This window comes from Nocardia sp. NPDC051756 (assembly GCF_040681495.1).
Classification (GTDB): Bacteria; Actinomycetota; Actinomycetes; order Mycobacteriales; family Mycobacteriaceae; genus Nocardia.
Window position 1 is genome coordinate 33,781 of sequence record NZ_JBFAYV010000020.1, and the last position, 23,933, is coordinate 57,713.

General features: G+C 67.8%; 18 protein-coding genes and 2 pseudogenes. 7 read left to right on the plus strand and 13 right to left on the minus strand.

The window, feature by feature from the left end; genetic code table 11:
* Genes AB0M22_RS44240 through eccD form a run of 4 tightly spaced genes read right to left on the minus strand, consistent with a single transcriptional unit; the run spans position 1 to position 7,230 of the window.
* Complete coding sequence (locus tag AB0M22_RS44240) at positions 1 to 303, minus strand: hypothetical protein (protein ID WP_364739614.1); 303 nt, start codon at positions 301 to 303, stop codon at positions 1 to 3.
* Positions 304 to 329: 26 nt separating this feature from the next.
* Entirely contained in the window at positions 330 to 4,370 is a 4,041-nt protein-coding gene (gene eccCa / locus AB0M22_RS44245; RefSeq protein ID WP_364739616.1) for a type VII secretion protein EccCa, read from the minus strand.
* Between the two features lie 12 nt (positions 4,371 to 4,382).
* Complete coding sequence (mycP, locus tag AB0M22_RS44250; protein ID WP_364739619.1) at positions 4,383 to 5,804, minus strand: type VII secretion-associated serine protease mycosin; 1,422 nt, start codon at positions 5,802 to 5,804, stop codon at positions 4,383 to 4,385.
* Positions 5,776 to 7,230 carry a type VII secretion integral membrane protein EccD gene (gene eccD, locus AB0M22_RS44255; protein WP_364739680.1) on the minus strand — a complete coding sequence of 485 codons (1,455 nt, stop codon included), beginning with the start codon at positions 7,228 to 7,230 and terminating at the stop codon, positions 5,776 to 5,778. Before eccD ends, mycP begins: the two co-directional genes overlap by 29 nt.
* A 230-nt stretch (positions 7,231 to 7,460) precedes the next feature.
* Here eccD and eccA point away from each other — a divergent pair, with 230 nt between their 5' ends.
* Positions 7,461 to 9,281 carry a type VII secretion AAA-ATPase EccA gene (gene eccA, locus AB0M22_RS44260; RefSeq protein WP_364739622.1) on the plus strand — a complete coding sequence of 607 codons (1,821 nt, stop codon included), beginning with the start codon at positions 7,461 to 7,463 and terminating at the stop codon, positions 9,279 to 9,281.
* Between the two features lie 157 nt (positions 9,282 to 9,438).
* Here the strand turns inward: eccA and AB0M22_RS44265 are convergent.
* Both AB0M22_RS44265 and AB0M22_RS44270 read right to left on the minus strand, forming a co-directional pair.
* A pseudogene (locus AB0M22_RS44265) lies at positions 9,439 to 9,567 on the minus strand (SDR family NAD(P)-dependent oxidoreductase); the annotation flags it as partial.
* Positions 9,568 to 9,576: 9 nt separating this feature from the next.
* Positions 9,577 to 10,803 (minus strand): NAD(P)/FAD-dependent oxidoreductase, encoded by a 1,227-nt coding sequence (locus tag AB0M22_RS44270; RefSeq protein ID WP_364739625.1) that lies wholly within the window; start codon positions 10,801 to 10,803, stop codon positions 9,577 to 9,579.
* A 345-nt stretch (positions 10,804 to 11,148) separates the two neighbouring features.
* Between AB0M22_RS44270 and AB0M22_RS44275 the strand changes: the two genes are divergently transcribed.
* From AB0M22_RS44275 to AB0M22_RS44290, 4 genes and pseudogenes are all read left to right on the plus strand, one after another.
* Positions 11,149 to 12,837 (plus strand): protein-arginine deiminase domain-containing protein, encoded by a 1,689-nt coding sequence (locus AB0M22_RS44275; protein WP_364739627.1) that lies wholly within the window; start codon positions 11,149 to 11,151, stop codon positions 12,835 to 12,837.
* Between the two features lie 30 nt (positions 12,838 to 12,867).
* A pseudogene (locus AB0M22_RS44280) lies at positions 12,868 to 13,266 on the plus strand (MerR family transcriptional regulator); the annotation flags it as partial.
* A gap of 137 nt (positions 13,267 to 13,403) precedes the next feature.
* On the plus strand, positions 13,404 to 14,054 hold the full coding sequence (locus AB0M22_RS44285) for a response regulator transcription factor (RefSeq protein WP_364739630.1): 651 nt from the start codon (positions 13,404 to 13,406) through the stop codon (positions 14,052 to 14,054).
* Positions 14,051 to 15,151 carry a histidine kinase gene (locus tag AB0M22_RS44290; protein ID WP_364739632.1) on the plus strand — a complete coding sequence of 367 codons (1,101 nt, stop codon included), beginning with the start codon at positions 14,051 to 14,053 and terminating at the stop codon, positions 15,149 to 15,151. Before AB0M22_RS44285 ends, AB0M22_RS44290 begins: the two co-directional genes overlap by 4 nt.
* Before the next feature lie 293 nt (positions 15,152 to 15,444).
* On the opposite strand, the gene AB0M22_RS44295 is transcribed toward AB0M22_RS44290, so the two are convergent.
* Together AB0M22_RS44295 and AB0M22_RS44300 are read right to left on the minus strand one after the other, a co-directional pair.
* Entirely contained in the window at positions 15,445 to 15,969 is a 525-nt protein-coding gene (locus AB0M22_RS44295) for a pyridoxamine 5'-phosphate oxidase family protein (protein WP_364739635.1), read from the minus strand.
* A 194-nt stretch (positions 15,970 to 16,163) separates the two neighbouring features.
* Positions 16,164 to 17,285, minus strand: coding sequence for a glycoside hydrolase family 3 N-terminal domain-containing protein (locus AB0M22_RS44300; RefSeq protein ID WP_364739637.1), 1,122 nt, complete (start codon positions 17,283 to 17,285; stop codon positions 16,164 to 16,166).
* A gap of 269 nt (positions 17,286 to 17,554) precedes the next feature.
* Here AB0M22_RS44300 and AB0M22_RS44305 point away from each other — a divergent pair, with 269 nt between their 5' ends.
* Positions 17,555 to 18,541 (plus strand): RNA polymerase subunit sigma-70, encoded by a 987-nt coding sequence (locus tag AB0M22_RS44305; protein WP_364739640.1) that lies wholly within the window; start codon positions 17,555 to 17,557, stop codon positions 18,539 to 18,541.
* A 45-nt stretch (positions 18,542 to 18,586) separates the two neighbouring features.
* On the opposite strand, the gene AB0M22_RS44310 is transcribed toward AB0M22_RS44305, so the two are convergent.
* The 5 genes from AB0M22_RS44310 to AB0M22_RS44330 all read right to left on the minus strand — a co-directional run bounded on the left by AB0M22_RS44310 (position 18,587) and on the right by AB0M22_RS44330 (position 23,241).
* Positions 18,587 to 19,573: an NADPH:quinone oxidoreductase family protein gene (locus AB0M22_RS44310; protein ID WP_364739643.1), complete on the minus strand. Its 987-nt coding sequence runs from the start codon at positions 19,571 to 19,573 to the stop codon at positions 18,587 to 18,589.
* 87 nt (positions 19,574 to 19,660) lie between these two features.
* Positions 19,661 to 19,969, minus strand: coding sequence for a hypothetical protein (locus AB0M22_RS44315; protein ID WP_364739646.1), 309 nt, complete (start codon positions 19,967 to 19,969; stop codon positions 19,661 to 19,663).
* Between the two features lie 171 nt (positions 19,970 to 20,140).
* Positions 20,141 to 21,373: a dipeptidase gene (locus tag AB0M22_RS44320; RefSeq protein ID WP_364739649.1), complete on the minus strand. Its 1,233-nt coding sequence runs from the start codon at positions 21,371 to 21,373 to the stop codon at positions 20,141 to 20,143.
* 42 nt (positions 21,374 to 21,415) lie between these two features.
* On the minus strand, positions 21,416 to 22,762 hold the full coding sequence (locus tag AB0M22_RS44325) for an FAD-binding oxidoreductase (protein ID WP_364739652.1): 1,347 nt from the start codon (positions 22,760 to 22,762) through the stop codon (positions 21,416 to 21,418).
* A gap of 95 nt (positions 22,763 to 22,857) precedes the next feature.
* Positions 22,858 to 23,241, minus strand: coding sequence for a hypothetical protein (locus tag AB0M22_RS44330; RefSeq protein ID WP_364739655.1), 384 nt, complete (start codon positions 23,239 to 23,241; stop codon positions 22,858 to 22,860).
* A gap of 168 nt (positions 23,242 to 23,409) precedes the next feature.
* Here AB0M22_RS44330 and AB0M22_RS44335 point away from each other — a divergent pair, with 168 nt between their 5' ends.
* Positions 23,410 to 23,853, plus strand: a complete 444-nt coding sequence (locus tag AB0M22_RS44335; protein WP_364739658.1) for a pyridoxamine 5'-phosphate oxidase family protein — start codon at positions 23,410 to 23,412, stop codon at positions 23,851 to 23,853.
* Positions 23,854 to 23,933 lie beyond the last annotated feature (80 nt).

The window sequence follows — 23,933 nt, forward strand, 5'->3', positions numbered from 1 at the left end:
TCAGCCGCGGCCGTGCTCGTATTCGGTGGCCTGACGCCACATTTCGGCGAGCTGCCGCGGGTTCAACAGGCCTTCCGGCGCGGCTTCGTTGCGCGGCCGGAAGCCTGGGCGCGCGAGCAGCGAATCCAGCAGCAGCACCGGCAGATCCGCCGGCGCCACGGTGTATCGCCCGGCGGCGTCGACATCGCGGTGGTCGACCACCAGGCATACCGGACCGACCGCTACCACCGGGGCGCCGTCGCCACGCTCGGCCACGATCCACGCCGAAACATCCTGCGGTGGTGAAACGTTCGATTCGTCCATATCAGGTATCCGCTTCTCTCGGTCGTTCACGGCGGCGGTAGGTGGCAGATCTGGACCAGCTCGCGTCCGCGCGTCCGCGACACCAGCACGCCGCGACCGGGCGGATACTGCGCCGGTCGCACGTCACCGAGCAGTACGCCCTCGTCCTTGGGGGTGCTCATCAGCAGGCCGTCGACCGACATGTCCTTCAGCGGCCCGAGCACCTGGTCGTAGAGTGCGCGGGACGCACCACCGGCGCGGCGGGCGATGATCACGTGCAGGCCGATGTCGCGGGCCTGCGGCAGCAGATCCATCAGCGGCAGCAGCGGATTGTTCGACGCGACCATGTCGTAGTCGTCGACGATCACATAGACCTCGGGCCCGGTCCACCAGCTGCGCTCGCGCAGCTGGGTCGGCGTGATATCGGTGCCCGGCATCCGCTTGGAGACGAATCCGGCCACCTCCTTCAGCGTCGGCACGGAGGTCTGCGCCGAGGTCGAATAGCCGGCCAGGTGCGGACCTTCGATCGCGCCGAGCATGGTGCGGCGGTAGTCGACCAGGATGATGCGGGCCTGGTCCGGCGTGGAATTCTCGACGATGCCCTGCGCGATATTGCGCAGCAGCGTGGTCTTGCCGCAGCCGACGTCGGCGAAGACCAGCAGGTGCGGCTGCTCCTCGAAGTCCAGCACCAGCGGCGCGAGCTCGGATTCGCTCAGCCCGATCAGCACCCGCCGGTGGTCCAGTCGCATGTCCTGCGCCCGTGCGGTCTCCAGCACCTGTTCGCGGTCGAGTTCCAGCGGCAGCATGCGGACCGCGGGCGCGCGGCGGCCGGGGTACAGCTCGGCCAGTTCGGCCTTCGCCGCGGTGACGCCGTCGGCCAGGGTGTTCGGGTCGACGGCGGTGTCCAATCGGGGCAGCGCGATCAGCATGTGCAGCTTTTCCGCGGTCATGCCGCGGCCGGGGCGGTTGATCGGAACCCCCACTGCCGCACGGCGATCCATCTCGGAGTCGGACGGGTCGCCGAGGCGCAGCTCGATCCGGGTGCCGATCTGGTCCTTGACCACCGGGCGGATCTCGCCCCAGCGGTTCGCGCCGAGCATGAGGTGGATGCCGTAGGACAGCCCGCGCGCGGCCAGCACCAGCACCTGGCCTTCGACCAACTCGAACTCCTCGCGGAAGGCGGCCCAGCCGTCGATGACGAGGAAGACGTCGCCGAACAGGTCGGCGGAGAGCGGATGCGCGGCCCGCTCGTCGGCAGGCAGCTCGGCGAGTTCGGCCTTCATCGCGCGGAAGGCGCGCATGTTCTCGATGCCGAGTTCGAGGAAGCGGGCCTCGCGGCGGCGCAACAGCATGCTGAGTTCGGCGACCGTGCGGCGGACCCGGTCGCTTTCCAGCCGCCCCGCGGCCGAACCGACGTGCGGCAGGCCGTTGAGCGCCGACAACGCGCCGCCGCCGAAATCTAGGCAGTAGAACTGCACCTGCTCCGGAGTATGCGTCGCGGCCGCGGCCATGATGATGGTGCGCAGGGTGGTGGACTTGCCCGACTGCGGTCCGCCGACCACCGCCACATTGCCCTGGCCGCCGGCCAGATCGATGGTGAGCACGTCGCGCTTCTGCTCGTACGGCTTGTCGACGATGCCGATCGGCAGCCACAGCGTGCTCTGCTGGGTGCTCGCCGAACGCCAATCCTGTTCGGGCAGCAGCATGTCCACGCTGGGGGAGACGTCGAGGGGCGGCAGCCACACCTCGTGCGCCCGGTTGCCGTGCCCGGTCAGCCGCCCGACCACCACCTGGAGCAGCGACTGCTCCGGCCCGGCCGGCGGGGTCTCGGCGAGTAGCGCCGCCAGATCCGGCAGCTCCACCTCGACCGGCGCCGCCTCGGTGGCACTCGGCTGCGCGCGGACCGCGACGGCGGCGGTGAACAGGTCGACGACCCCGGTCGAGGTCGGTGTCGGCGCGCCGATCGCTCGACCGGCGACCGGCGGCACATAGGGGCCGGACACGTAGGTCGCGTTGAAGCGCAACGGATCCGAGGCATCGCTCTTCAGGTAACCGGCACCGGGGTTGCCCGGTAGGTGGTAGGCGTCGGTGATGCCGAGCACCTGCCGCGATTCACCGGCCGAGAAGGTCCGCAGGCCGATCCGGTAGGACAGGTGTGAATCCAGGCCGCGCAACCGGTTCTCCTCCAGCCGCTGCGAGGCCAGCAGCAGATGCACCCGCAGCGAACGGCCCAGCCGGCCGATCATCACGAACAGTTCGGCGAAATCCGGCTTCTGCGACAGCAATTCGGAGAACTCGTCGACGATGATGAACAGCGCGGGCAGCGGATCGAGTTGCGCGCCGTTGGCCCTGGCCTTCTCGTATTCGGTGACGTTGGCGAAGTTTCCGGCCGCGCGCAGCAGTTCCTGGCGGCGGTTCAGCTCGCCGGCCAGGGCGTCGCGCATCCGGTCCACCATCGAGAGTTCTTCCTCGAGGTTGGTGATGACCGCCGACACGTGCGGCAGCGGATCGAGGCCGAGAAAGGTTGCGCCACCTTTGAAGTCGACCAGCACCAGGTTCAGCAGGTCCGGCGAATGCGTGGTCACCATCGACAGGACCAGTGTGCGCAAGAACTCCGACTTACCCGAACCCGTTGCGCCGATGCACAATCCGTGCGGGCCCATGCCGCTCTCCGCGGATTCCTTGATGTCGATCTCCACCCGGGTCCCGTCGGGCGTGACGCCGATCGGCACCCGCAACCGCTCTCGCGCGGACCGGGGCCGCCACACGGCGTCCGGCTCGATGGTCGCCGCGTCGGCGATGCCGAGCATCGACATCAGTCCCGGGTCGCCGCCGAGATCCGCGCCCAGGTCGACGATCTGGGCGCTGGTGGCGATCCGATAGCGGGACACCCCGCGCGCGAACGTCGCGGCCACGTCCAGGCTCAACCGGTCCGGATCGGCGAAGTTCTGCACCGAACCACCGGTGCGAGCGCCGATCACGGCCTCCTCCACCACTAGCTGTAGACCCCGGCGCACCGCGAGGCCGGTCTGTGGCGCGGTCAGGTCCAGCACGGTCACCGAGTCCAGACCGGCGTCGCTGATGGTGCGTTCGGAGCCGCTGACGTAGCCGTCATCGATCACCACCACGACGTGCAACCGGCCCGGCGTCGGCGGCGCATTGCGCAGGAACCGGCCGCGTTCGAGCAGTTCCTCGGCCAGCGCGGTCTCCAGCTCCGACAACGACTCGTACAGCATGCGGGCCGTGCCGATCCGGTCGGTATCGCGTGGATGCTGGAGGTGCGGAAGCCATTTCGTCCATCGCCAGGCCTCGGCGTCCGGGTCGGCGGTGACGATGGCGAACACCATGGCGTCCGGACCGTGAAAAGTGGCCAGCTCCATCAGCATCGACCGCAGCAGAGCCCGGCCGTGTTCGCGCGGACCCTCGATGTTGACCGCGGGGAACGCGCGCAACGAGATGGCGGTCGGCAGGCCGTGCACCACCGAGTGGGTGCGCACGAACCGGCGCAGCGCCACCGTCGCCACGGGTTCCAGGTCCTCGAGCGGAACCGTCTCGGGCCGAGCCAGTTTGGTGGCGAGCCGGTGGCTGCCGACGCCGACCCGCACGTGGCCGAAGTCCGGGTCGCTGGGCCGGCGTTCCCACATTCGCCGGGTGCCGATCAGCGCGTGCAGGTCGATCGGGTGCGGGTGGCTCCAGATCAGCGCCGCGCGCTGGGCGGTGCCGGTGCCGCGGACATCGCGGCGCAGCTGGTCCAGGTAGCGGAAGTAGTCCTTGCGTTCCTCGTTGAGTTCGGCGGCCTTCTTACCGCCGCCTCCGCCGCGGCCGGCGAACATGCCGACCATCGACATCAGCATCATCATCGGGAACATCATGGCGAGCGGATTGGTCAGCATGGCCCGGCCGCTCATGGTGAACATCAACGCCATCATCCCGACCATGGCGACCACCATGACCAGCGGCAACAGCCGCTGCCACAGCGGGGCGGGCACCGGCGCGGTGATCTCCGGCGGCGCATTGAGCACCACCTCGCCGCCCGGCGGCCGCGGCGGCGCGATCCGGGCCAGCCGGATGAAACCTTGCGTACTCATGGCTGATCCTCGTCAGTTGTCGCCCGGCAGGGCGAGCCGTTCGCGCTGTTTGCGCCGGAAGGGAATCGACAGGGTCAGCAGGATCGCGAGCACCGCCAGACAGGCTGTGGCACCGGCGATTCCGATGCGCCGCGGCCAGGGGTCCGGCACCGGCGCCGGGGTGGGGGCGGCGATCGGCTTGCCTGCCGCGGGATCGTGGCCCGTCGGGGCAGGCAGCACCGCGGTGAGCGCGGCGACCGGGTCGATCATGCCCGCGCCGATGCGTGCGTCGTGACCGCTGCCGGGTGCGTGCGCGGTGCCGACGATGCGGTCCATCACCTGCCCGGCCGACAGTTCGGGAAAGCGGGACCGGACCAGTGCGACCAGTCCCGCGACATAGGCGCTGGCGAAGCTGGTCCCGTTGACCGGGGCCACCCGGCCGTCGGCCTGCGGCGTGCCGTTGACCAGGCCGATGCCGCCGGGCGCGCTGTCCAGCGACATCAGATTGCTGCCCGGTGCGGCGACGGAAACCCAGGGGCCGTACAGGCTGAACGACGACGGCGACCCGTCGGCCTCGACCGAGGCGACCGACAGCACATAGGGGGAGAACCACGCCGGGGTGGCGATCGTCTGCACGGAATCCCAACCGGCAGTGCCGTTCTGGTCCTTGCAGGCGCCTTGGGATTGCACGTTGCCAGCCGCCGCGACCACCACGACGTTGTGGTCGTAGGCGTATTTGAGGGCCGCGCCCAGTGCGCCGTCCACCGGGCCGGTACCGGCCGGGCGGCACGACACGGCCGAGATGTTGATGACGGAGGCACGCAGGTCGACCGCGTGCACGACCGCGCCGGCCAGCGAATCGACGGTGCCGTAACCGCCGGCCGACATTCCGCCGGGTTCTTCTTTGCCGTAATTGTTCTTGGCCTGGTACGCCAGGCTGGTCTGCCGGATGGCGAGCACGGCTGCCTGGGGTGCGACGCCGGAGAAGCTGTCGGTTCCGTCCGGAGCCGGATGACCCGCGATGATCCCGGCTACCAGGGTGCCGTGCCCGTCACAGTCGGCGGTGCCGTCGGAATCGGAGACGTAGTCGCCGCCCGGCTCGACGGTCAAGCGCGGATGCCGGTTCACTCCGGTATCGATCACCGCGACGGTTTGCCCTGCGCCCCGGCTGAATTCCCACGCGCGCTCGAGACCGAGCGCCTTCTGCACCGCGGGCACACCGACCGGTGCGGAGCCGGTCCAGATCGGCTGCGAGCACAGCAGCCGCTGCTCCGACGGTGTCGGCGGCGCGACGGGGGCACCGGTGACCAGCAGCCCCGGGTCCACCGCGGGCGGTGTAACCCCTTGTGCGGCACCGGATGCCAACAGGGTCAGCAGGACTGTCAGTGCGGCGGTGGCGAACCCGGATGGTCGAGACAGGCCGAGATCACCCATTGCGGGCCATGGCGTAGACATCGATGATCCAGAAGGTCAGCGGCCCGATCGCACAGATCAGCGCGTACTCCAGGATTTCGCCCGCCCGCTGCACCACCGGCGAGATCTCCAGATTCGGCCCGGCCACGCCGATCAGCATGGCCAGCGCCGCGACCAGCAGCAGCACACCGGCCGCCGGGAGCGCCGCGTCCTGCAACCGGACGCCCCACAGCACCGCCGGGGGGATCAGGGCCGCGCAACCACCCAGCACCAGCACCGAGGCTTGGGTCAGGTCGGAGAAGGCCCGTCCGCGCCGGGCCAGCACGATGCCCACCGACGCGGCGAGCGCCGCGCACTGCCAGCGATGTTCGGTGGCCGTGGCGACCGTCATGATCGTGGCGAACACGGTGACCGCGACGATGCCGACGATCATCCCGGACTGGTAGTCGTTGGCCAGCCGGGACCGCAGCCCGAGACCGGCCGCCGACGGGATCGAGGTCGCGCCGATCGCCCCGATGCCCTCGATGGTCGGCCGGGGTTCGTGATCGCGCGGATCGATCGCGCCGCCCGCGGTCGGCACCGGCGGCACCGGCAACCGGGCGGCGGCGACCGCGATCCGCGGGGCCAGCGTGATGCCGAGCAAGCCGATGAGGATGATCGCCGCCGCCGACTTCGACGGCGCCACCTGCCACACGGTCGCTGCGGCCGCGGCGCCGGTGCCGAACGTCGCGATGGTGATGACGGCGGTGAACATCGTCGGCCGAACCCGGATCGCGCGCATCGCGATCACCGAAAGCAGCAGGGTGGCAGCGCAACTCAGTAGCACGTGGGGCGCACCGAGCGGGCCGGGCACGACCGCTGCCGCGCCGCTGGCCATCAACAGCAGACCGCACAATGCCAGCACGGTCGCAGGCAGGGTGGCCGCGTATATCCGGGCGACGAGGGCAGCGCCGATCAATGTCAGCAGGCCCGCGCCGAGCCCCGCCGCACCGGCCGCGACACCCCAGCCGTGTGCCGCGGCGAACAGCAGCAGGAAGCATGCGCCGGTCACCGCCGCGATCGCGCCGGCCAAACCGGCTCGTCCCGCCGACTCTGCGGTCCAGCCGCGAAAAGCGTTGTCGGTCAACCGCGCTACCGCATCGATCACGTCATCGAACAGTGCGGGCGACTCGACCGAATCCACCGCGCGCAGCACCAGCAGGTCGCCGTCGAACACCTCGGCTTCGGTCAGCGTGCGCACCGGATCGATCGCGGACTGACCGAGCCGGCTCAGCGTCCAGTGCTGCGCCGCCAGCGGGCTGTTGTCGTCGTTCTCGGACAGGTCCGGATTGCGAGAGGCGATGAGCGCCACCAGATCCGGGATGAAGTTGGCGATCGGGACGGTGGCCGGCAGCGCGACGTCCACCTGGGTGTTGTCGCCGATCACCGAGACCCGGCACAGTTGCGGCTCGATCGCCGTTGACTCCATCACGCTGACGACTCCCGAATTCCCTGGTTCCGACGTTCGGGAAGGTAGCAATCGGCCCGGCCCGCGGCACCCGCCGAGCGCGGAGTTCGCCTCGCCGTAACCACTGACGCGCAACGACATGCGGTTATCCGCGCGCCGCCGACCGGCGTGGTGAACTGCCGATGAATGCGCGGTGGGCGCGGACCGCGCCCGATATGCCACGTCCTCGGCTTGCCGCTACGTTGCCCGGCATGTCAGCCAATCGGCAAGCGCAACAGATCTTCGACGCGGGCGTGCTGTCGTTGGGCTTGATGGTCGACGGCCAGCAAGCCGCCAAGAACCTCGAGTACGCCAAGGTAGCCTTCCGCCGAGCCACCGAGCTCGACCCGGAGATGTGCGATGCCTGGTTGGGCCGCGTCGCCGCCGGTGACGTGAGTCAAGACGTGCTGCGCCAGCTGCACCGGACCTCGGTCACCTCACTGATGCGCGAGCAGCGCCGCCTCGGGCTGCCGCCGCGGCAGCTGGCCGGTCGGTTCCAGATCGGCCAGTACATCGACTATCCGATCGCCAGCCTCACCGAGATCTGGATCGCGCAGGCGATGCATCTGGTGCAGGACAAGGAATTCGAGGCGGCGCACCAGGTACTGGACGGCCTCGACGAGCGGCGCAGACAGCTCACCGACGACCCGGACCGCGCGATCGACGACCAGATCTGCGCCTACGCGCGCGGCGTGCTGTACTTCACCGCCCAGCTGTGGCCCGACGTGATGGCGGTGCTGGCCGGGTCGGCGGAATGGCAGGACCAGTACATGGCGTCGGGCGCGCACGTCATGGTCGGCACCGCGTGCGCACACCTCGGATTGTTCGGGGAGGGGACGCGGCGGCTGGAACTGGCTGAGCGCGGGCCGATTCCGGCGGCCCGGATCGCCGCGATGTACTGCCGCGGCCTGGCGTTGCGCGAACAGGGCAACGAGGACGAGGCGCGGGCGCTGTTCGAGACGGTCTACACGCAGGTCCCGGAGTTCGCCTCGAACGCTCAGGCGATGCACGATCCGAAGTTCCGGATCGTGGTTACCACCCGGGAGCAGATCGAATCCCGCACCGACCGTTGGGATCCGGCGTCCGCGCCGTCGCTGGCCGAGGCCGCCGAGGAGGAGCAGCAGCACCGGGCGGAGGTGGTGCTGGCCGCCGCCCGCAAGGAACTCGACGCCCAGATCGGCCTCGGCGCGGTCAAGGTTCAGGTGGCCAAGTTGCAGTCCTCGGCCACCCTGGCCAAGGTCCGCGCGGAGAAGGGGCTCAACAGCATGCCGCGCGGGCAGCACCTGGCCTTCACCGGCCCGCCCGGCACCGGCAAGACCACCATCGCCCGGGTGGTCGCGAAGATCTACTGCGGGCTGGGTCTGCTCAAGACCGACAATGTGGTGGAGGCCAAGCGCTCCGATTTCGTCGGCCAGCACCTGGGTTCCACCGCGATCAAATCGAATTCGCTGATCGACTCCGCGATGGACGGCGTGCTGTTCGTGGACGAGGCGTACACGCTGATCCAGACCGGATTGTCCGGCGGCGACGCCTTCGGCCGCGAAGCGGTGGACACCCTGCTGGCCAGGATGGAGAACGACCGCGACCGCCTGGTCGTCATCATCGCCGGTTACGACGGCGAGATCGATCGGTTCCTGGCCAGCAACGACGGCCTCGCGTCCCGGTTCGCGAAGCGGGTCAAGTTCGACTCGTACGCACCGGAGGAACTCTGCGACATCGGCAGATTCATCGCGGACAAGCGCGACTCCGCGGTGTCGGACGCGGCGATCGAACTCCTGCGCACCGCCTGCACCGACCTCTACCACGCCGAAGGCACCGATCAGAGCGGGCTGCCCCGCCGCGGCATCGACATCGCCGGTAACGGCCGCTTCATCCGCAACATCATCGAGGGCGCGGAAGAAGAGCGCGAATACCGCCTCGCCATGGACGACAGCCTGGACCTGCGGGCCCTCGACGAGGCCACGTTGATGCGGATCGAGGCCGACGACATGCGCAAGGCGCTGGAGGTCGTGCTCGCGACGTTGACGCTGTGAAACCGGTCAGTGGGGTAACCGGCTCACCAGCTTGATCCACAGGTCGTAATTGCCGCCGAGCCGGGCCGCGATATCGGCCACCCGCGCATCCGGTCCGATCGAAGAAGGCGATCATCCGTTCGCGATCGACATCGGGTGCATGCAACGCTGACTGCGCGATCGGAGTTCGGAGCCCACCGGGATAGGCGGCGATCACCTTGACGTTCGTTGAATTCAGTTCCTGCTGAAGGCTTTCGGCGAACGCCCTGACCGCCGCTTTGGCCGAGCAGTACGGAGCACAGCGAATTCCTCCTGATCAGGGTTGGGCGGGGAACAGCCGCTCGGCGGTCGGCGTGCCTGCGGCGTCGTAGAGGACTTGCAGGTTGTCGCGGCCGAAGAATTCGGTGGCGTCGAGTCCACCGCCGACCAGCGTGAAGTATTGCGTCAGCCCGAGTTCGCTGCTGGTGGCGGCGCGGTAGGCGGCCCGGTGCAGCGGGGGCGGCGTCAGTTCGGCGATGGTGCAGGTGAATTCGAAGTTCGAGGCGGAACGCCGGTCGCGCGACTGCTCGTATTCGCGCACCGCCTCGTCGATGGGCTGTGCGCCGGACAGGCCCGCGTGCAGCTTGTCGGCGAGCAACTCGGCGTAGACCAGCGCGTCGGAGATGCCCCACCCGGTGAACGGATCCTTGTGATAGCCGGCGTCGCCGACCAACGCCCAGCCGGGGCCCGCGGAGCGGCGGTAGTAATTGTCCGGATAGCGCATGACCCGGAATCGTTCGGCGCGGCGGCCCGAATCGCGCAGTTGGGCACCGAATTCCGGCACGATCTGATCGATCACCTGATGGAAGCTGCCCTCGACATCCGCGCGGAATTCCGCGAACCGATCCAGCCGGCGCATCACGGCGACCAGATGCTGATTGTCATTGGTCGGCCAGGTGCCGAACCATTGCAGATCCCGGCCGGTCAGGTGGTGGAAGTCCCAGTCGAGCCCGTCGTAGTAGTTGTAGGCGAAGAAGCCGGCGGGCGGCACCACCCGGTGATACTCGGCATCCACCAGATTGCCGACGGTGGAATTGCGTCCGTCCGCTCCGACGACGAAGCCCGCCCGGAATTCCTGCTCGTGCCCGCCCGCGGAGCTACCCCGCACCCCGACCACCCGTCCGTCCCGCCAGACCAGATCGGTGACGGTGAACTTCTCCAACACTTCGGCGCCTGCGGCCCGCGCGGCGTCGACCAGCAGCTCGTCGAGCACGGTCCGGCGCGGGGCATAGGTCTCGGTGATGCCGTCGATCTCGGCGAATCCGGACAGCGCGGTGGAAAAATACTGCCGGCGGACCGGAGTGGCCCCCGTGGCCACGAGCTTGTCCAGTAGACCCCAATCACGTAGCCGCGCCATGCCCACCTGGAGGATGTAATGCGTGGAAACGGTATCGCTCGGAAAGCTGTTCCGGTCGACCACCAGCACCCGATGACCTCGGCGGGCGAGCAGCATGGCCAAAGGCGAGCCGGCGCAACGCGCGCCGACGACGATGACGTCGTACATGAGAAAGTGACTCCTTTATCGCCCACAGTTCGGGGCGGGCTCGCGCGCTCGGGTAAGTGCCCGGAATCGCGAGCAAACTCCGTCGGACAAACCGACACGGTCAGCAATTCTGACCCGGTTCGAACCATAGAATGTGCTGTCACGCAAGGGAACCGGCCACTCGGTCGAATGATTCCGCCGAGTGGCTGGTCGCGGCGGTCATCGAAGGGCTTGTCGGCCCCTCTCTTTCAGCCATTCGGCGGGGGTTAATGCGCGTCGCTCGTGGGTAGCGTCGATCAGGTGAATCAGAAAACGATATTTGACCTGGCATATCGTAAGATCTGGTTAGTCGCCGGCGCTGCCGCTTTGGTCCTGACCGGCTGTTCGGCGACGACCGAAGATCGGCTCGTCGCGGATATCCGGGCCGATACCAATCGCGACGGTGTCGTCGACGGAAAGGATGTCGGCGCCGGCATCGACAAAGGCAAATGGACCGCCGAATACGGCGCGATCGTGCTCCCGAACATCGGCGATGTGGCGCGCCGCTGCCCATCGAGCCGAAGCCCGGCCGCCGACGCCGAGCTCGCCGGTTGTCACGACGCGGCCGACGACGTCGCGCGCGCACCGGACTACCTGGCACCCATGGTGACGATGCCGGTCGGGCGTGGCATCGACGGAATGACCGGCCGGGTGGAACCGGTGGGCGTGGGCGCCGACCAGATCCGCGTCTTCGTCAAGCGGCAGGATTCGTGGATCAGGTTGCAGCCCAACGACAATTTGACCGAGTCCGAACTGCGCGACGGTGCGACCTTGGGCATCGACTCGCGCGATGTCGTCCGTGATCGGGCCGTGTGGGATGGCACCGTCACCGTTCGATTCACCGTCCGGACCGGCCGGCGAACGGTCACCGACGACGTCGCCGTTCGAGTAGCGCCGCTCCTGCTGCACAGCCACAACCAGAACGCCGAGGCGTTGGTGATTCCGTCGAGCGAGGACGACCCGGCGTATGACCGCTTCGTCGGCGATTTGACCGCGGCCGCGCAGTCCGGCGGCGTGCAGGCACCGCTGATCAAGATGAACACCACCGACACCTGGGCACAAGATTTCGTCGAGTTCGGCTATGTCTCGATGCCCGGCCCCGGCGGAAAGACCATTTCGCTACGCGTCGCGATCCGCTCACCACAACCCGAGCGGGAAGGCGGCCGGTCCGTCTTCGACCTCAGAGGCCCCGGTATGGGCGCGATCCAAATCGGCGGCGCCGGCGATCGCCACGTGGACTCGTTCGGAAATGTCGAGACGATCCCGCCGTACACCCACAACGGGAAAGAGTTTCCGCAGGGCCGCGTGATCATCGGCACCGGAAACCGCAACGACGCCACCGTGGGCAGCCCGGAATTGCAGAAATTCTTTGCCGCCCAGCAGATTCAGCCGCCACTGACCCTGGACACCACCTGGCTGGTAGTCGGCCACGTCGACGAATTCATCCAGTTCCTGCCGACTCCGTCCGGTCGAGGATGGCGGCCCGCGGTATCGGATCCGCGGCGCGGGCTGGAGTTGCTGCGTGCGCAGCAAAGAGCCGGTCACGGTGCCGAACGGGCGTTCTCGAAACCGGGCGCACCCGATCGGACCATCGACAATGTCCTGGCCGATCAGCGCTTCGTCGCCGACAACGAATTCGCGGCCCGCAAAATCGACGAGAACGTCGAGCGCGTGTTCCAGGAGACCGGCACGAAACCCGAAGACTTCGTGCGCATTCCAGGTCTCTACGAGCTGTCCGCCGGCATCGATGACGAACCCGACGCGCTGGTGAGCTTCTACCCGGGAGCGATCAACGGCGTGCTGATCAACGCGTCGAACTACATCGCGCCACGGCAATGGGGCCCGGTCATCAACGGCCGCGACGTGTTCGAGACCGCGGTCACCGACGCCTACCGGTCCGCCGGAGTGTCGGTGCACTACGTCGACGACTGGGAGACCCTGCACGTGGCGGGCGGCGAAATACATTGCGGCACGAATGTGCTGCGACAGACCGGAAATCTCCCGATCGCCCGGTGATCACCGGGCACGGATAGGCGAAAACTACCGATGCGACCGTTCGGCTCCGCGGCGAGGCTGGCGGTAACGCATTCGATCGAGGACCGAGGAGTGGACATCGTGGCTTGGAGTACCCGCCGGCTCGCCGAACTCGCCGGCACCAGTATCCGAACCGTGCGGCACTATCACGAGATCGGCCTGCTGGCCGAGCCCGAACGACAGTCCAACGGCTACAAGAGCTATGACGAGACCCACCTGGTTCGCCTGCTACAGGTCAAACGCCTTGCCGATCTGGGCTTCTCGTTGGCGCAGATCGGCCAGATGGACGAGGCCGGACCGTCCGAACAATCCGTGCGCGCCTTGGACGCCGATCTCGCCGCCACCATCGAACGGCTGCAACGGATGCGCGCCGAACTGGCCGAGACCTTGCGCCCGACCGAGGTGCCTGCCCTTCAGCCGATCGGATGACGATCCCCGCCGACCGGCTGGAACATTCGCGCCGGTCGGCCGCTATCGGTGTTCGGCGCTATTCACTCGGCCATGACCGAGGCAACCTTGGCGGATATTTCGTTGATGAAAGTGTGCTCATGATTCGCGTGGCAATAGTGGACGACGAGGCGCTCGTGCGATCGGGCTTCACGCTGATCCTCGGCGCTGCCGCCGACATCGAGGTCGTCGTCACCAGCGACGGCATGGGCGCGCTGGCCGCGATTCGGGCGGCGGATCCGGATGTCGTGCTGCTCGACATCCGGATGCCGAATGTCGACGGTCTGCACGTTCTGTCGAAATTGCTCGAAGCGCCGCAGCCGCCGGTCGTGGCTATGCTGACCACCTTCGCCGCGGACGAGTACATCGCCGACGCATTGCGCAGGGGCGCTTCCGGTTTCATCCTCAAGGACACCGAGCCGCAGCATCTCGGCGCGATGGTCCGGGCGCTGGCGGGCGGCGCGGTGGTGCTGTCGCCGAAGGTCACCAAGGCGGTGGTCGAAGGCTATCTCGACACGGTCGACACCGGGGCGCCCGAACTGGTGCGGCGGTTGACGAATCGGGAACGCGACATCGTCGTGCTGATCGCGGACGGCTTGTCCAACGCGGACATCGGCGTGCGTCTGCATCTGAGCATGGGGACCGTAAAGGATTCCGTCAGTGCGATTTTCGCCAAGCTGAACATCAGCACCCGGGTGCAGGCCGCCCTGATCGCCGAGCGGGCCGGCATCCTTCGCGCCGACCTACCATGAGCGAACGCAAACTGGGCTGGCCCGTCGCCATCGACCTGGCTCTGGCGGCGATCGGAGCCTTCGATGTCTGGTGCAATCGCGATGTGCCCCTTGCGGTATGGGAGATCGGCGTCACGGTGCTCACCGCGTCGGCGTTGCTCGTGCGCCGGCACGCGCCGATCGTCGCGTTCGCGCTCACCTTGCCGGCCGCGATGCTGGTTGGGGCGCTGCTTGCGCCGATAGCGGCGCTGTATTCGGTGGCGCGCAGTTCGGTGCCGCGCTGGATCGTCGCGGTGTTCGCCGTCCTGCTCGGGTTGTCCTGCCTGTACACCTCGCCCTATGGCGATTTCGGGTTGAACGATCTCGAATTCCTTTTCCACCAAATACTTTTCGCCACCCTGGTTGGCGTGGGCCCCGCCGCACTGGGGTGGTTGGTGGCGACGCGACAGCGGCTGGCCCGGCAGATGGACGAGATCGACCGCGTCTACGCCCACGAACGCGAGTTGCAAGTCGCGGCCGCGCGGGATCGTGAACGCGCCGAACTGGCCAGGGAGATGCACGATGTGGTCTCGCACCAGGTGAGTCTCATCGCGGTGCAGGCCGGAGCCCTGCAAATGGTGAGCACCGACCGCGACGCGCGTACGGCCGCGGATGTCATTCGCAAGCTCAGCGTCAATACCCTCGACGAACTGCGGCACATGGTGAAGGTCCTGCGTGCCCCGGCCGCGGCGGGCGAGATCAGCCCGCAGCCGTCCATCGATCATCTTCCGGCGCTGCTGGCCAGTAGCGCCGTGCCGGTCGAACTGATCGGCCAGTTGCCGGAAAACCTGACACCGGCCGGCGAGCGCGCCATCTACCGGACCATTCAGGAGGCGTTGACCAACGTGCACAAGCACGCGCCCGGCGCGGCGGTGACGATCGCCTCCGCGTACACGGATCGTGCTGTGACGGTGTCGATTTCGAACGTCAGATCCGAGGAACCGCCGGTCGACCTACCCAGCGCGGGTTCCGGCCTCGCCGGTCTACGTCAACGCGCACAACTGCTGGGCGGAACCGTTACGGCACACGCGCTTCCGGACGGCGGCTGGACCGTGCGTCTCCAATTGCCCCGAACCTGAGCACAGAAATGGCCTGCCGGTCTCGTGAACCAGGGAACAGGGGAGAGCCCTGGTGGTGCGGAGCGGACCGGCAGGCCGCCTGATGATCGAACCGGCGATGCGCGACCGAGCGAAGACGACGGACTCTCGGATCCCGCGGCCGGTGGGTCAAACGATCACCCTCTCGACGCTAGTCGCGTTGCCGCATAGGCGGATCCCCCCGATCAGCTGAATCAACCCAGCCACTCGGCTGGACTAGCCGCATCGGTGCGCCACCGACGCGGCCTGGAGTCGTGCGACGCGCTGTCCGGCATTCACTTCGATTGCCTTGGCATTTCGGCAGAAGCAGGGACCGAGGGTGGTCTGAGTACGGCAACCCGCGGCGTGAAGTTGGTGGGGAATCCGGCCCCGTCGAGTACTTGAACGCGTTCGGGATCCAGCCGCAACAGGGAGAATTTCGGGCTGGCGGGGCCGTCGGGCGTGAACAGGCGCAGGTCGTAGCCCAGCGGCGGCGGAGTGGTCATGAACAGATCCCAGATCCGGTGTTTCACCGCCACGTCCTCCACCCAGGTGGCGACCGCCTCGCCCTGCACGACATGCTGCGCCGGGCTCCAATAGGAAAACGCCACAACCGGATTGGCCGCCAGATGCCGCGCCTTCACCGGCGTCTTGCCGGTCGCGATCCAGCCGACCGGGCGGCCGTCGCGCATCTCCCACAGCGGATGCAGGATCCGGGACCGCGGGCGGCCGTCACCGCTCACCGAAGTGATGGTGCACCAGACGATCTCCTGCGTGAATCGAAAGAAGTCGGCTTGGATAGCCTCGAATGTCGCCGCCATGCGGCACCTCCTGAACTCTGGTCACAATGTCCGCCGCGGCGTACCGCGGTCGACGTTAGCCGCGGTGGGTCGCGCCATGACAACGCCGACCGGCTGAATACGCCCGCCGCCTGGCTGAACTCGTCTTATCTCGAAGGGCATGGGTTGCGGGACGAGGCGCGGTAGTACCGCGAGTAGCTCGGGCTCGCTTTCGATCACCAAAGCCCGGCGCGCAGGGTGTCGACGCGGCCGACCGCCTCGCGGAACGCCGCAGGGTCGAGCTGGCCGTTGGTGTAAGCATCGGCCAAAGCCTTTGTGGCGTCGCGTCCTTGGTCGATGTCGCGGGCCGAGCACAGGATCAGATCCAGGCCGGCGGCCGCGGCGGTCACGGCCCGTTGACCGGTGTCCCCGAACGCACTCAGTGCGCCGGCCTCCAGCGCATCGGTGATGGTCACCCCACGAAAACCGTTGTGGCCGCGCAGTTCCTGGTTGACTATCGTGGGTGAGAGTCCAGCCGGGCGGTCCGCGTCGAGGGCGGGATAGGTGGCCCAGGACATCATCACCAGCTTCACTCCCGCGACCACGGCCACGGAGTATGGAACCTCGTCGCGCGACCACAGCGTGGACCGGCTCACCGGAAGCGTGACCGGCCCGAGGTCGGTGTTCTGCCCGGCCGGAGCGGAGCCGAGGCCGGGGAAGTGCTTGGCAGTGGCGGCGATACCGGTGGACTGCTGAGCCGCGATGAACGCCGATCCGAGCGCGGCGACAACCAGGGGGTTGTCACTGTAGGAGCGCTGAGTGCGGTCGATGAAGTTGCCGGGAGTGTCGTAGACATCCAGCACCGGCGCGAGGTTCACGTTCATCCCGACGCCTCGCAGGTTGTTTCCCGCCCCGAACCCTGTGTTGACCGCGGCCCCCAGCGAATTGGCCGACTGACCGACCTGCTTCGCCGACGGCACCGGCTCGCCCGGCAGCCGCCGCACCAGCCCGCCCTCCTGATCCGTCATCAACAACAACGGCAGTGAGATCGGACTCTCCGCCTGCGCCCGCCGCAACTGAGCGACCACCCCGGCAATCTGATCCGAACTGGAAATGTTCTCCCCGAAGAAGATCACCCCGGCCGCCCGCCCGCCCCGAATATCGTCGAGCAGCGACTGCGGCGGAACCAGCCCCGGATACGAGTAGATCACCCGCTGTCCAGCCAACTGCTGCGGAGTCAGCCCGGGGTCTGCCCCGGCAGACGCCCCCACAAACCCCGCGGACACCAACAACAACGCCAGAATGGCCGCGAAGAACCCCCGAAAACGACTCCCGCTCGAGCTAATCGGTTGCGACATAACGGAACTCCCTATCCACCCGACTAACCCAATGATCCCTCACCTGACCGCGCGACGTGCCGACTTCACTCCTTTCGACGCCATGTGGCAGGCGAATATGAGCGCGTCCGCCAGATTGCCGCCGAGGTTCCTCGATCTAGGCCTGACCTGGGGTTCGATTCCTTTTTCAGCGTGTGCTGGTCGTAACGGATGACGGTTTCGACCAGCGGAGACGGTGTAGAGGAGCAGGACATGGCCAGAACGCGGTCACTTCGGCTTAGGCTCGGCGGATGACGTCGGCGCCGGGTCGGGAGCGGTTCGCCGCGGAGACCGAGGGGTTTCGGCGGGAGTTGCTGGCGCACTGCTATCGGATGGTCGGGTCGGCGCATGATGCCGAGGATCTGGTGCAGGAGACCTATTTGCGGGCGTGGCGGTCCTATGACGGGTTCGAGGGTCGCGCGTCGGTGCGGGCGTGGCTGTATCGGATCGCCACCAATGTCTGTTTGACCGCGTTGCGGCGGCGGCAGGTTCGGGTGTTGCCTTCGGGTCTGGCGGGTGCGTACGAGGGGCCTGACCGGCCGCCGAGCGCGGTTGCGTCGGAGGATGTTTCGTGGTTGGAGCCGCTACCCGACGAGTGGGTTGTCCCGGCCGGGGACGATCCGGCCGAGGTGGTGGTCGCCCGCGAGTCGCTGCGGTTGGCGCTCATCGCGAGCCTTCAGCATCTGCCCGCACGTCAGCGTGCGATTCTCCTCCTGCGCGAGGTGCTGGCGTTCTCGGCGGCCGAGACCGCGGGGATTCTCGGCACCACTACCGCGGCGGTCAAAAGCGGTTTACAGCGGGCACGGGCGCGGCTCGATGAACTCGAGCCCAAGCCCGCGGAGCTGCTCGAACCGGCCGATCAGCGGGCACGTGCGCTGCTGGACGGATATATCGCGGCGTTCGAGCAGTCCGATGCCGAACTGTTGGAGCAGGTGCTGCGCACGGACGCCGCGCTCGAGGCGACGCCGTTCCGCGACTGGTCGGCGGGCCGGGTGCTGTGTATCCGCATGCTCGACAACTACGTGCTGGGGACGCCCGGCGACTGGCGGATGTTCGCGACCACCGCGAACGGGCAGCCTGCCGCTGTCGTCTATCACCGGGATACGGACGGCGAGCTTCGGGCGTACGGCGCGGTCGTGTTGGAGGCGACCGCCGGCGGGGTATCGCGGGTGGTCGCGTTTCACCATTCAGCCTTGGTCACAACAACGTTCGGCTTCCCGGACGTGCTCGAGGACTGACCTGAATCGGTGCATGCCGCTGCGTGGGCATGCACCGACCGTGCCTCACGGCAGTAAGGCGAGTTTGCCGACGGTCGCTCTGTTTTCCAGCTCCGCGAGGGCCTTCGGGCCATCGGCCAGTGCGTATGTGGTGGGTTGCCCGGGGGTGAGCACGCCCGCGGCGATGAGCCCGAACAGCTCGCCCATGAGTTCACCGAAGAGCTGTGGTGTGTGCTGGATCAGTACCCCGATATTGAGGCCGATGAGGTGGACCTGGTGTTTGTACACCAGGTCCCAGTTGTTGATCGAGGCCTCGCTGTCCGCCAGACCGGAGACGATGACCCGGCCGGTGACCCGTTTGGCCGTGGCCAAGCTTGCCTCGAAAGTCGCACCGCCGACCGACTCCAGCACCACGTCGACACCCGCGCCGCGGGTCAGCTCCAGGACCTCGGCGGCGAGGTCGGCGCTGCGGGAGTTCAGCACGTGGTCGGCCCCCAGTGCCCGGACTGTGTCGTGCTTGCCCGGCGAGGCGGTGGCGATGACCGTCGCGCCGTAGTGCTTGGCGAGCCGCACCGCGGCCTGACCGGTCGCGCCGGCCGCGGCATGGATAAGCACGGTCTGCCCGGCGGCGAGGTCGCCGAGCGGTCTGAGCGCGGCCAAGGCCGTCGGCCAGTTCACGATCAGGCCAAGCGATTGCTCCGCGGTCCAGCCCGCGGGCACCGGCGCTGCCCCGGGCAACACCATGTATTCGGCGAAAGCGCCTGAGCCGACCCCGATTACGCATGTCCCGACGGCCAGATCGGTGACCGCCTCGCCCACCGCGACGATCTCACCCGCGGCCTCGAAACCGGGCACGTACGGCGGCCGCGGGTTGTCGGTGGTGGCGCCGTGGGTCTGCGAGATATCGCGGAAGTTCACGCCGGCCGCGGTGACCCGAATCAGGATGTCGTCCCGGCCGGGGACCGGTACCGGCGCGTCGGTGATCAGTCGCATGTCCTGCGGGCCGTTCAGCGATGTCTGCTGAAGTGCGCGCATGGTGACGGGGAGGCTCAAGGCAATCAGCCCTTCTGCTCGGCGAGTGTGATCGGACCCGGCCGGGCCCCTCACCATGTAGACCTCTGTCTTCGCCGAAAGGAATCGTCACACGTCGCGCTGATCCAGATCCGCTTCGGCGGCGAACCGGCGGGCCGCAAGCCGAGCCGCGTAGCGATCTTTGCGGTTGCGCGCCCTATTCATCTGTCCCCATTCGCTTTTCGCGGCACGCCCGTTGGGGCCGGAGCAGCAGGTCGTGCCGAACTCGGGGAATCCCCACCGGCAGTGGGTGTCGGCGTTCTCGCGCGTGACGCGCGACGGCAAATCGCAAGTGCCGTAACGATGATCATGGACGGGCCGGGGGTTGTGCTCCGCGAAGCGCACCCACAGCGGTTTCGTCCGGTCTGTACGGGACATCTCGTTCCTCTCGGAACCCGCCGCCCGGTCCCCGGACTTTCCGGGACGGGCGGCTAGGTTTGCCATTTCATGGCGACACCTTCCTTTCCTGGTGGCTCTCCCACGGCGGACCCGTGGGAGAGCCTTATCGTACTGAGCGACAGCGCTTTCGGCTTCCGCCGATCGGATGGATCAGGTATCCGCCTGGCTGGAAGGCTCGTTCCGGCGCACCGCTGCGCCGTCGAGTTGATCGATGGTGGCGATGGACGGTTTACGGGTGCGCTGAAGGTCTTTCGCGACCTCTTCAGCGTCGCGCAGGACGCGAACGGCGTTGTGCCAGGTCAGTTTTCCGATGTCGGACTCGGACCAGCCGCGGCCGAGCAGTTCGGCGATCAGGTGCGGATAGCCGGAGACGTCGCCGAGATCCGCGGGCAGGTAGTCGGTGCCGTCATAGTCGCCGCCGAGGCCGATGTGGTCGATGCCCACGATCTCGCGTACATGATCGAGGTGGTCGGCTACGGCAGCCGAGGTCACCTTGGGACGCGGATGTGTCGCCTCGAAGGTACGCCGCGATTCCATGGCCTCCGGTGACCAGTCCATCCGGTGGAAACCGTGGCTGAGCACGTATTCGTCGGCGGCCGCTGCCCACTCCTTGGCGGCGGGCGCCAGGAAGTACGCGACGAAGGCGGTCATCGCCACCCCGCCGTTGGCGGGCAGCGTGGCCAGGACGTCGTCGGGGATGTTGCGCGGGTGGTCGCAGAGCGCACGGGCGCAAGAGTGCGAGAAGATCACGGGCGCTTCGGAAATGGTGAGCGCGGCGCGCATAGTGTCGGGCGAGACGTGCGAGAGGTCGACCAGCATGCCGACGCGGTTCATCTCCCGCACGACCTCGGCGCCGAAGGCGGTCAGCCCGCCGGCCTTCGGTTCGTCGGTGGCCGAATCCGCCCACGGCACGTTGTCGTTGTGCGTGAGCGTCAAGTAGCGCACGCCGAGCTGATGCAGGGTGCGCAGGGTCGCGAGCGAGCTGTTGATGCTGTGCCCGCCCTCGGCACCGATCAACGAGGCGATCCGGCCCGCGGCGCGGGCGGCCTCCATGTCGGCGGCGGTGGCGGCCGCTTGCAGCCGATCGGGGAATCGTTCGATCAGCGCCCGGACGAAGTCGATCTGTTCGAGCGTGGCGCTGACGGCGGCGTCCCCGGTCAAACTGCTGGGTACATACACCGACCAGAATTGCGCGCCGACCCCACCGGCGCGGAGCCGGCCGAGGTCGGTGTGCAGGCGTCCGCTCTGATCAGCCGCCAGGTCGATGGCGTCGAGATCGTAACCGGCCTCGGTGCGCATGGCCCAGGGGAGATCGTTGTGGCCGTCCACCACCGGGGTGTCGCGGAGGACGGCGTGCGCGCGATCGAGATGAGGAGATGTCACGTCTCCGTTCTATACGCGCGGCGTATCGGTGTCGAACACGGGTTACGCGTCGAGCACCTTGCCCGGATTGAACAGGCCGAGGGGGTCGAGGGTGCGCTTGATCGCGATCATGAGGTCGACGGCCGCGCCGTGTTCCTCGCGTAGATACTTCTTCTTGGCGAGGCCGATGCCGTGTTCGCCGGTCGCGGTTCCGCCGACCGCGAGGGCGTGGTGGACGAGGCGGGCGGAGAACTCTTGCACGGCATCGTAATTGAGATCGGAATAGGGGACGATGGTGTGCACGTTGCCGTCGCCGATATGCCCGGCGACGCTGACGTCCAAGCCGAGTTCTTCGCCGAGCCGGGTGGCGGTGTCGACCGCGGCGGCGAGTTGTGAATAGGGGACGGCGGTGTCGGTCACCATGAATTGGCTTCCGGGGTGACGTGCCTTGAGCGCGAAGAACAGGTTGTGCCGGTCTTCCCAGAGCGCGTGCCGCTCGGTGTGGGTGCGTGCGGCCGCGATATCGATGGCGTTGTGGGCCTGCACGATCCGCCGGATCTCCTGCTCCTCGGCAGCGCCCGCCGGTTCCGACGACGATTCGGTATCGATGAACAAGGCTGGGGTCTCGGCATAGCCTGCGCTGCGAAATTCGTTGAGCGCGATCATGCCCAGGGCGTCCACCAGTTCCAGCCTGCTCACCGGGAGCGCGGCGCCGATCATTTCGAGCGCGGCCTCGACTGCGGCGGACACGGTGGGAAACGAAATACGCAGCGAGCGTATCCATTCCGGGATCGGATGCAGGCGAACGGTCAGTTCGGTGATGATGCCGAGGGTTCCGGCGGAGCCGATGAGCAGGTCCTTGAGGTCGTAGCCGCTCGACGATTTGCGGACCGCGCGGCCGAGCCGCACGACCGTCGCGTCGGCGAGGACCGCTTGCAGGGCAAGGACGTTCGCGTGCATTCCGCCGTAGCGGACGGTGGTGGTGCCGCTGGCATTGGTCGCGGCCATCCCGCCCAGCGAGGCATCGGCGCCGGGGTCGACCGTGAATTGCAGACCCAAGGGCGCCGTAGCCGCATTGAGTTGGGTGCGGGTGACGCCGGGTTGCACCGTCGCGGTGAAATCGACGGGGGAGATGTCCAGAATCGAATTCGCTTGGGACAGGTCGACGATCAGCTCGTTGCCTTGCGCGAGCAGATGACCTTCCAAACTGGTTCCGGCGCCGCGGGAAATGAGTGGGGTTTTCGTCGTGCGCGCCCAGTGGACCAGCGCGGCAACCTCGTCCGCATCGGCCGGGTAGGCCACGCCGCACGGTCGTTGCCCGGCCTGCCCGGTCTCGTCGACCACGAACTGGTCGAGAACCGCAGGGCGAGTGTCGATCTCGATGGGCGGACCGTCGAACGAGATGGTCATCGTGCTCCTCCATCCGGGCTGGGCTCGAAGCCGGTGCCCGCATGGTAGGTCCCGCGTGTCGGCCCTCGCCAGCGATCGAGGTCAGTCGACCAGGGTCAGGGGGTATCCAGTGCGGTCGCGGGGACACCATAGGGCAGGAAGCGGACGCGGCGCCGTTCGTCGGTGTTGTCGCGATGCGCGCGCAGGGCCTCGAGCTCGCTCGGGAAGACCTGCTCGATCCTGGCCTCGCCGCCGTCATCGATGCTGTAGATGACCCACACGCCGCTGCCGGTCTCGCCGGTGGTCTCGTCCTCCGGTTTCGTCGTCCGCGGCCGCTCCGGCTGCACGAACTGCCCGAACAGCGACGCCAGCGTATTCACGCCGCTGCGATCGACGTACTCGCCGGCTTTACCGATGAGGTCGCGGATTTCGATCCCCGCCTCCCGCAACGCGCGTTCGAATTCTTCCGGACCGATCCCGAAAGGTCTGTCGGATGCCATCACATTGCTCCTGGAGGTGAATTCTGCGCTTTGCCCCAGTGTCCTCGCGTAATCCCGATTCCGCCACGGCCAGGTCAGCAGGCCCGGTCAGACGCCGATTCGACGGCGTAATAGCTGGCGGGCGCGGTACCGGCAGACCCGGACGCCGCCGGTCCGTAGACTTCACCCGTGACCGATATCGCGGACTTCGCCCGCCTGATCGACGGCGATCATGGCCTCTGTGTTGTCTCTACCGCGCGGGCCGACGGCACCGTGCAATCCTCGCTGGTGAACGCGGGTGTGCTGGCGCATCCGCAGACCGGCGAGCAGGTGGTGGGGATGGTAATTCGTGGTGGCACACGGAAATTGGAGAATTTGCGCGTTCGGCCGCGGATGACGATCGTCGCGCGGGTCGGGTGGGCTTGGGCGGCGGTCGAGGGGCCGGTGTGGATCGTGGGCCCCGACGACGAGGTGCCGGGTATCGACGGCGAACGGCTGCGGGTGCTGCTGCGGGAGGTCTTCACCGCGGCCGGTGGGACGCACGACGATTGGGACGAGTACGACCGAGTAATGGCCGCCGATCGTCGCGCAGTCGTTCTCGTCGTCCCGGAGCGCGTCTACGGGAACGGCTGAGACGCAAGGAAAGTCGACCGGGGGTTGTCGATTGTTCGCTGGATACCGCTGATTCGGCCTGGCGGATAGCGTTTCTCGGA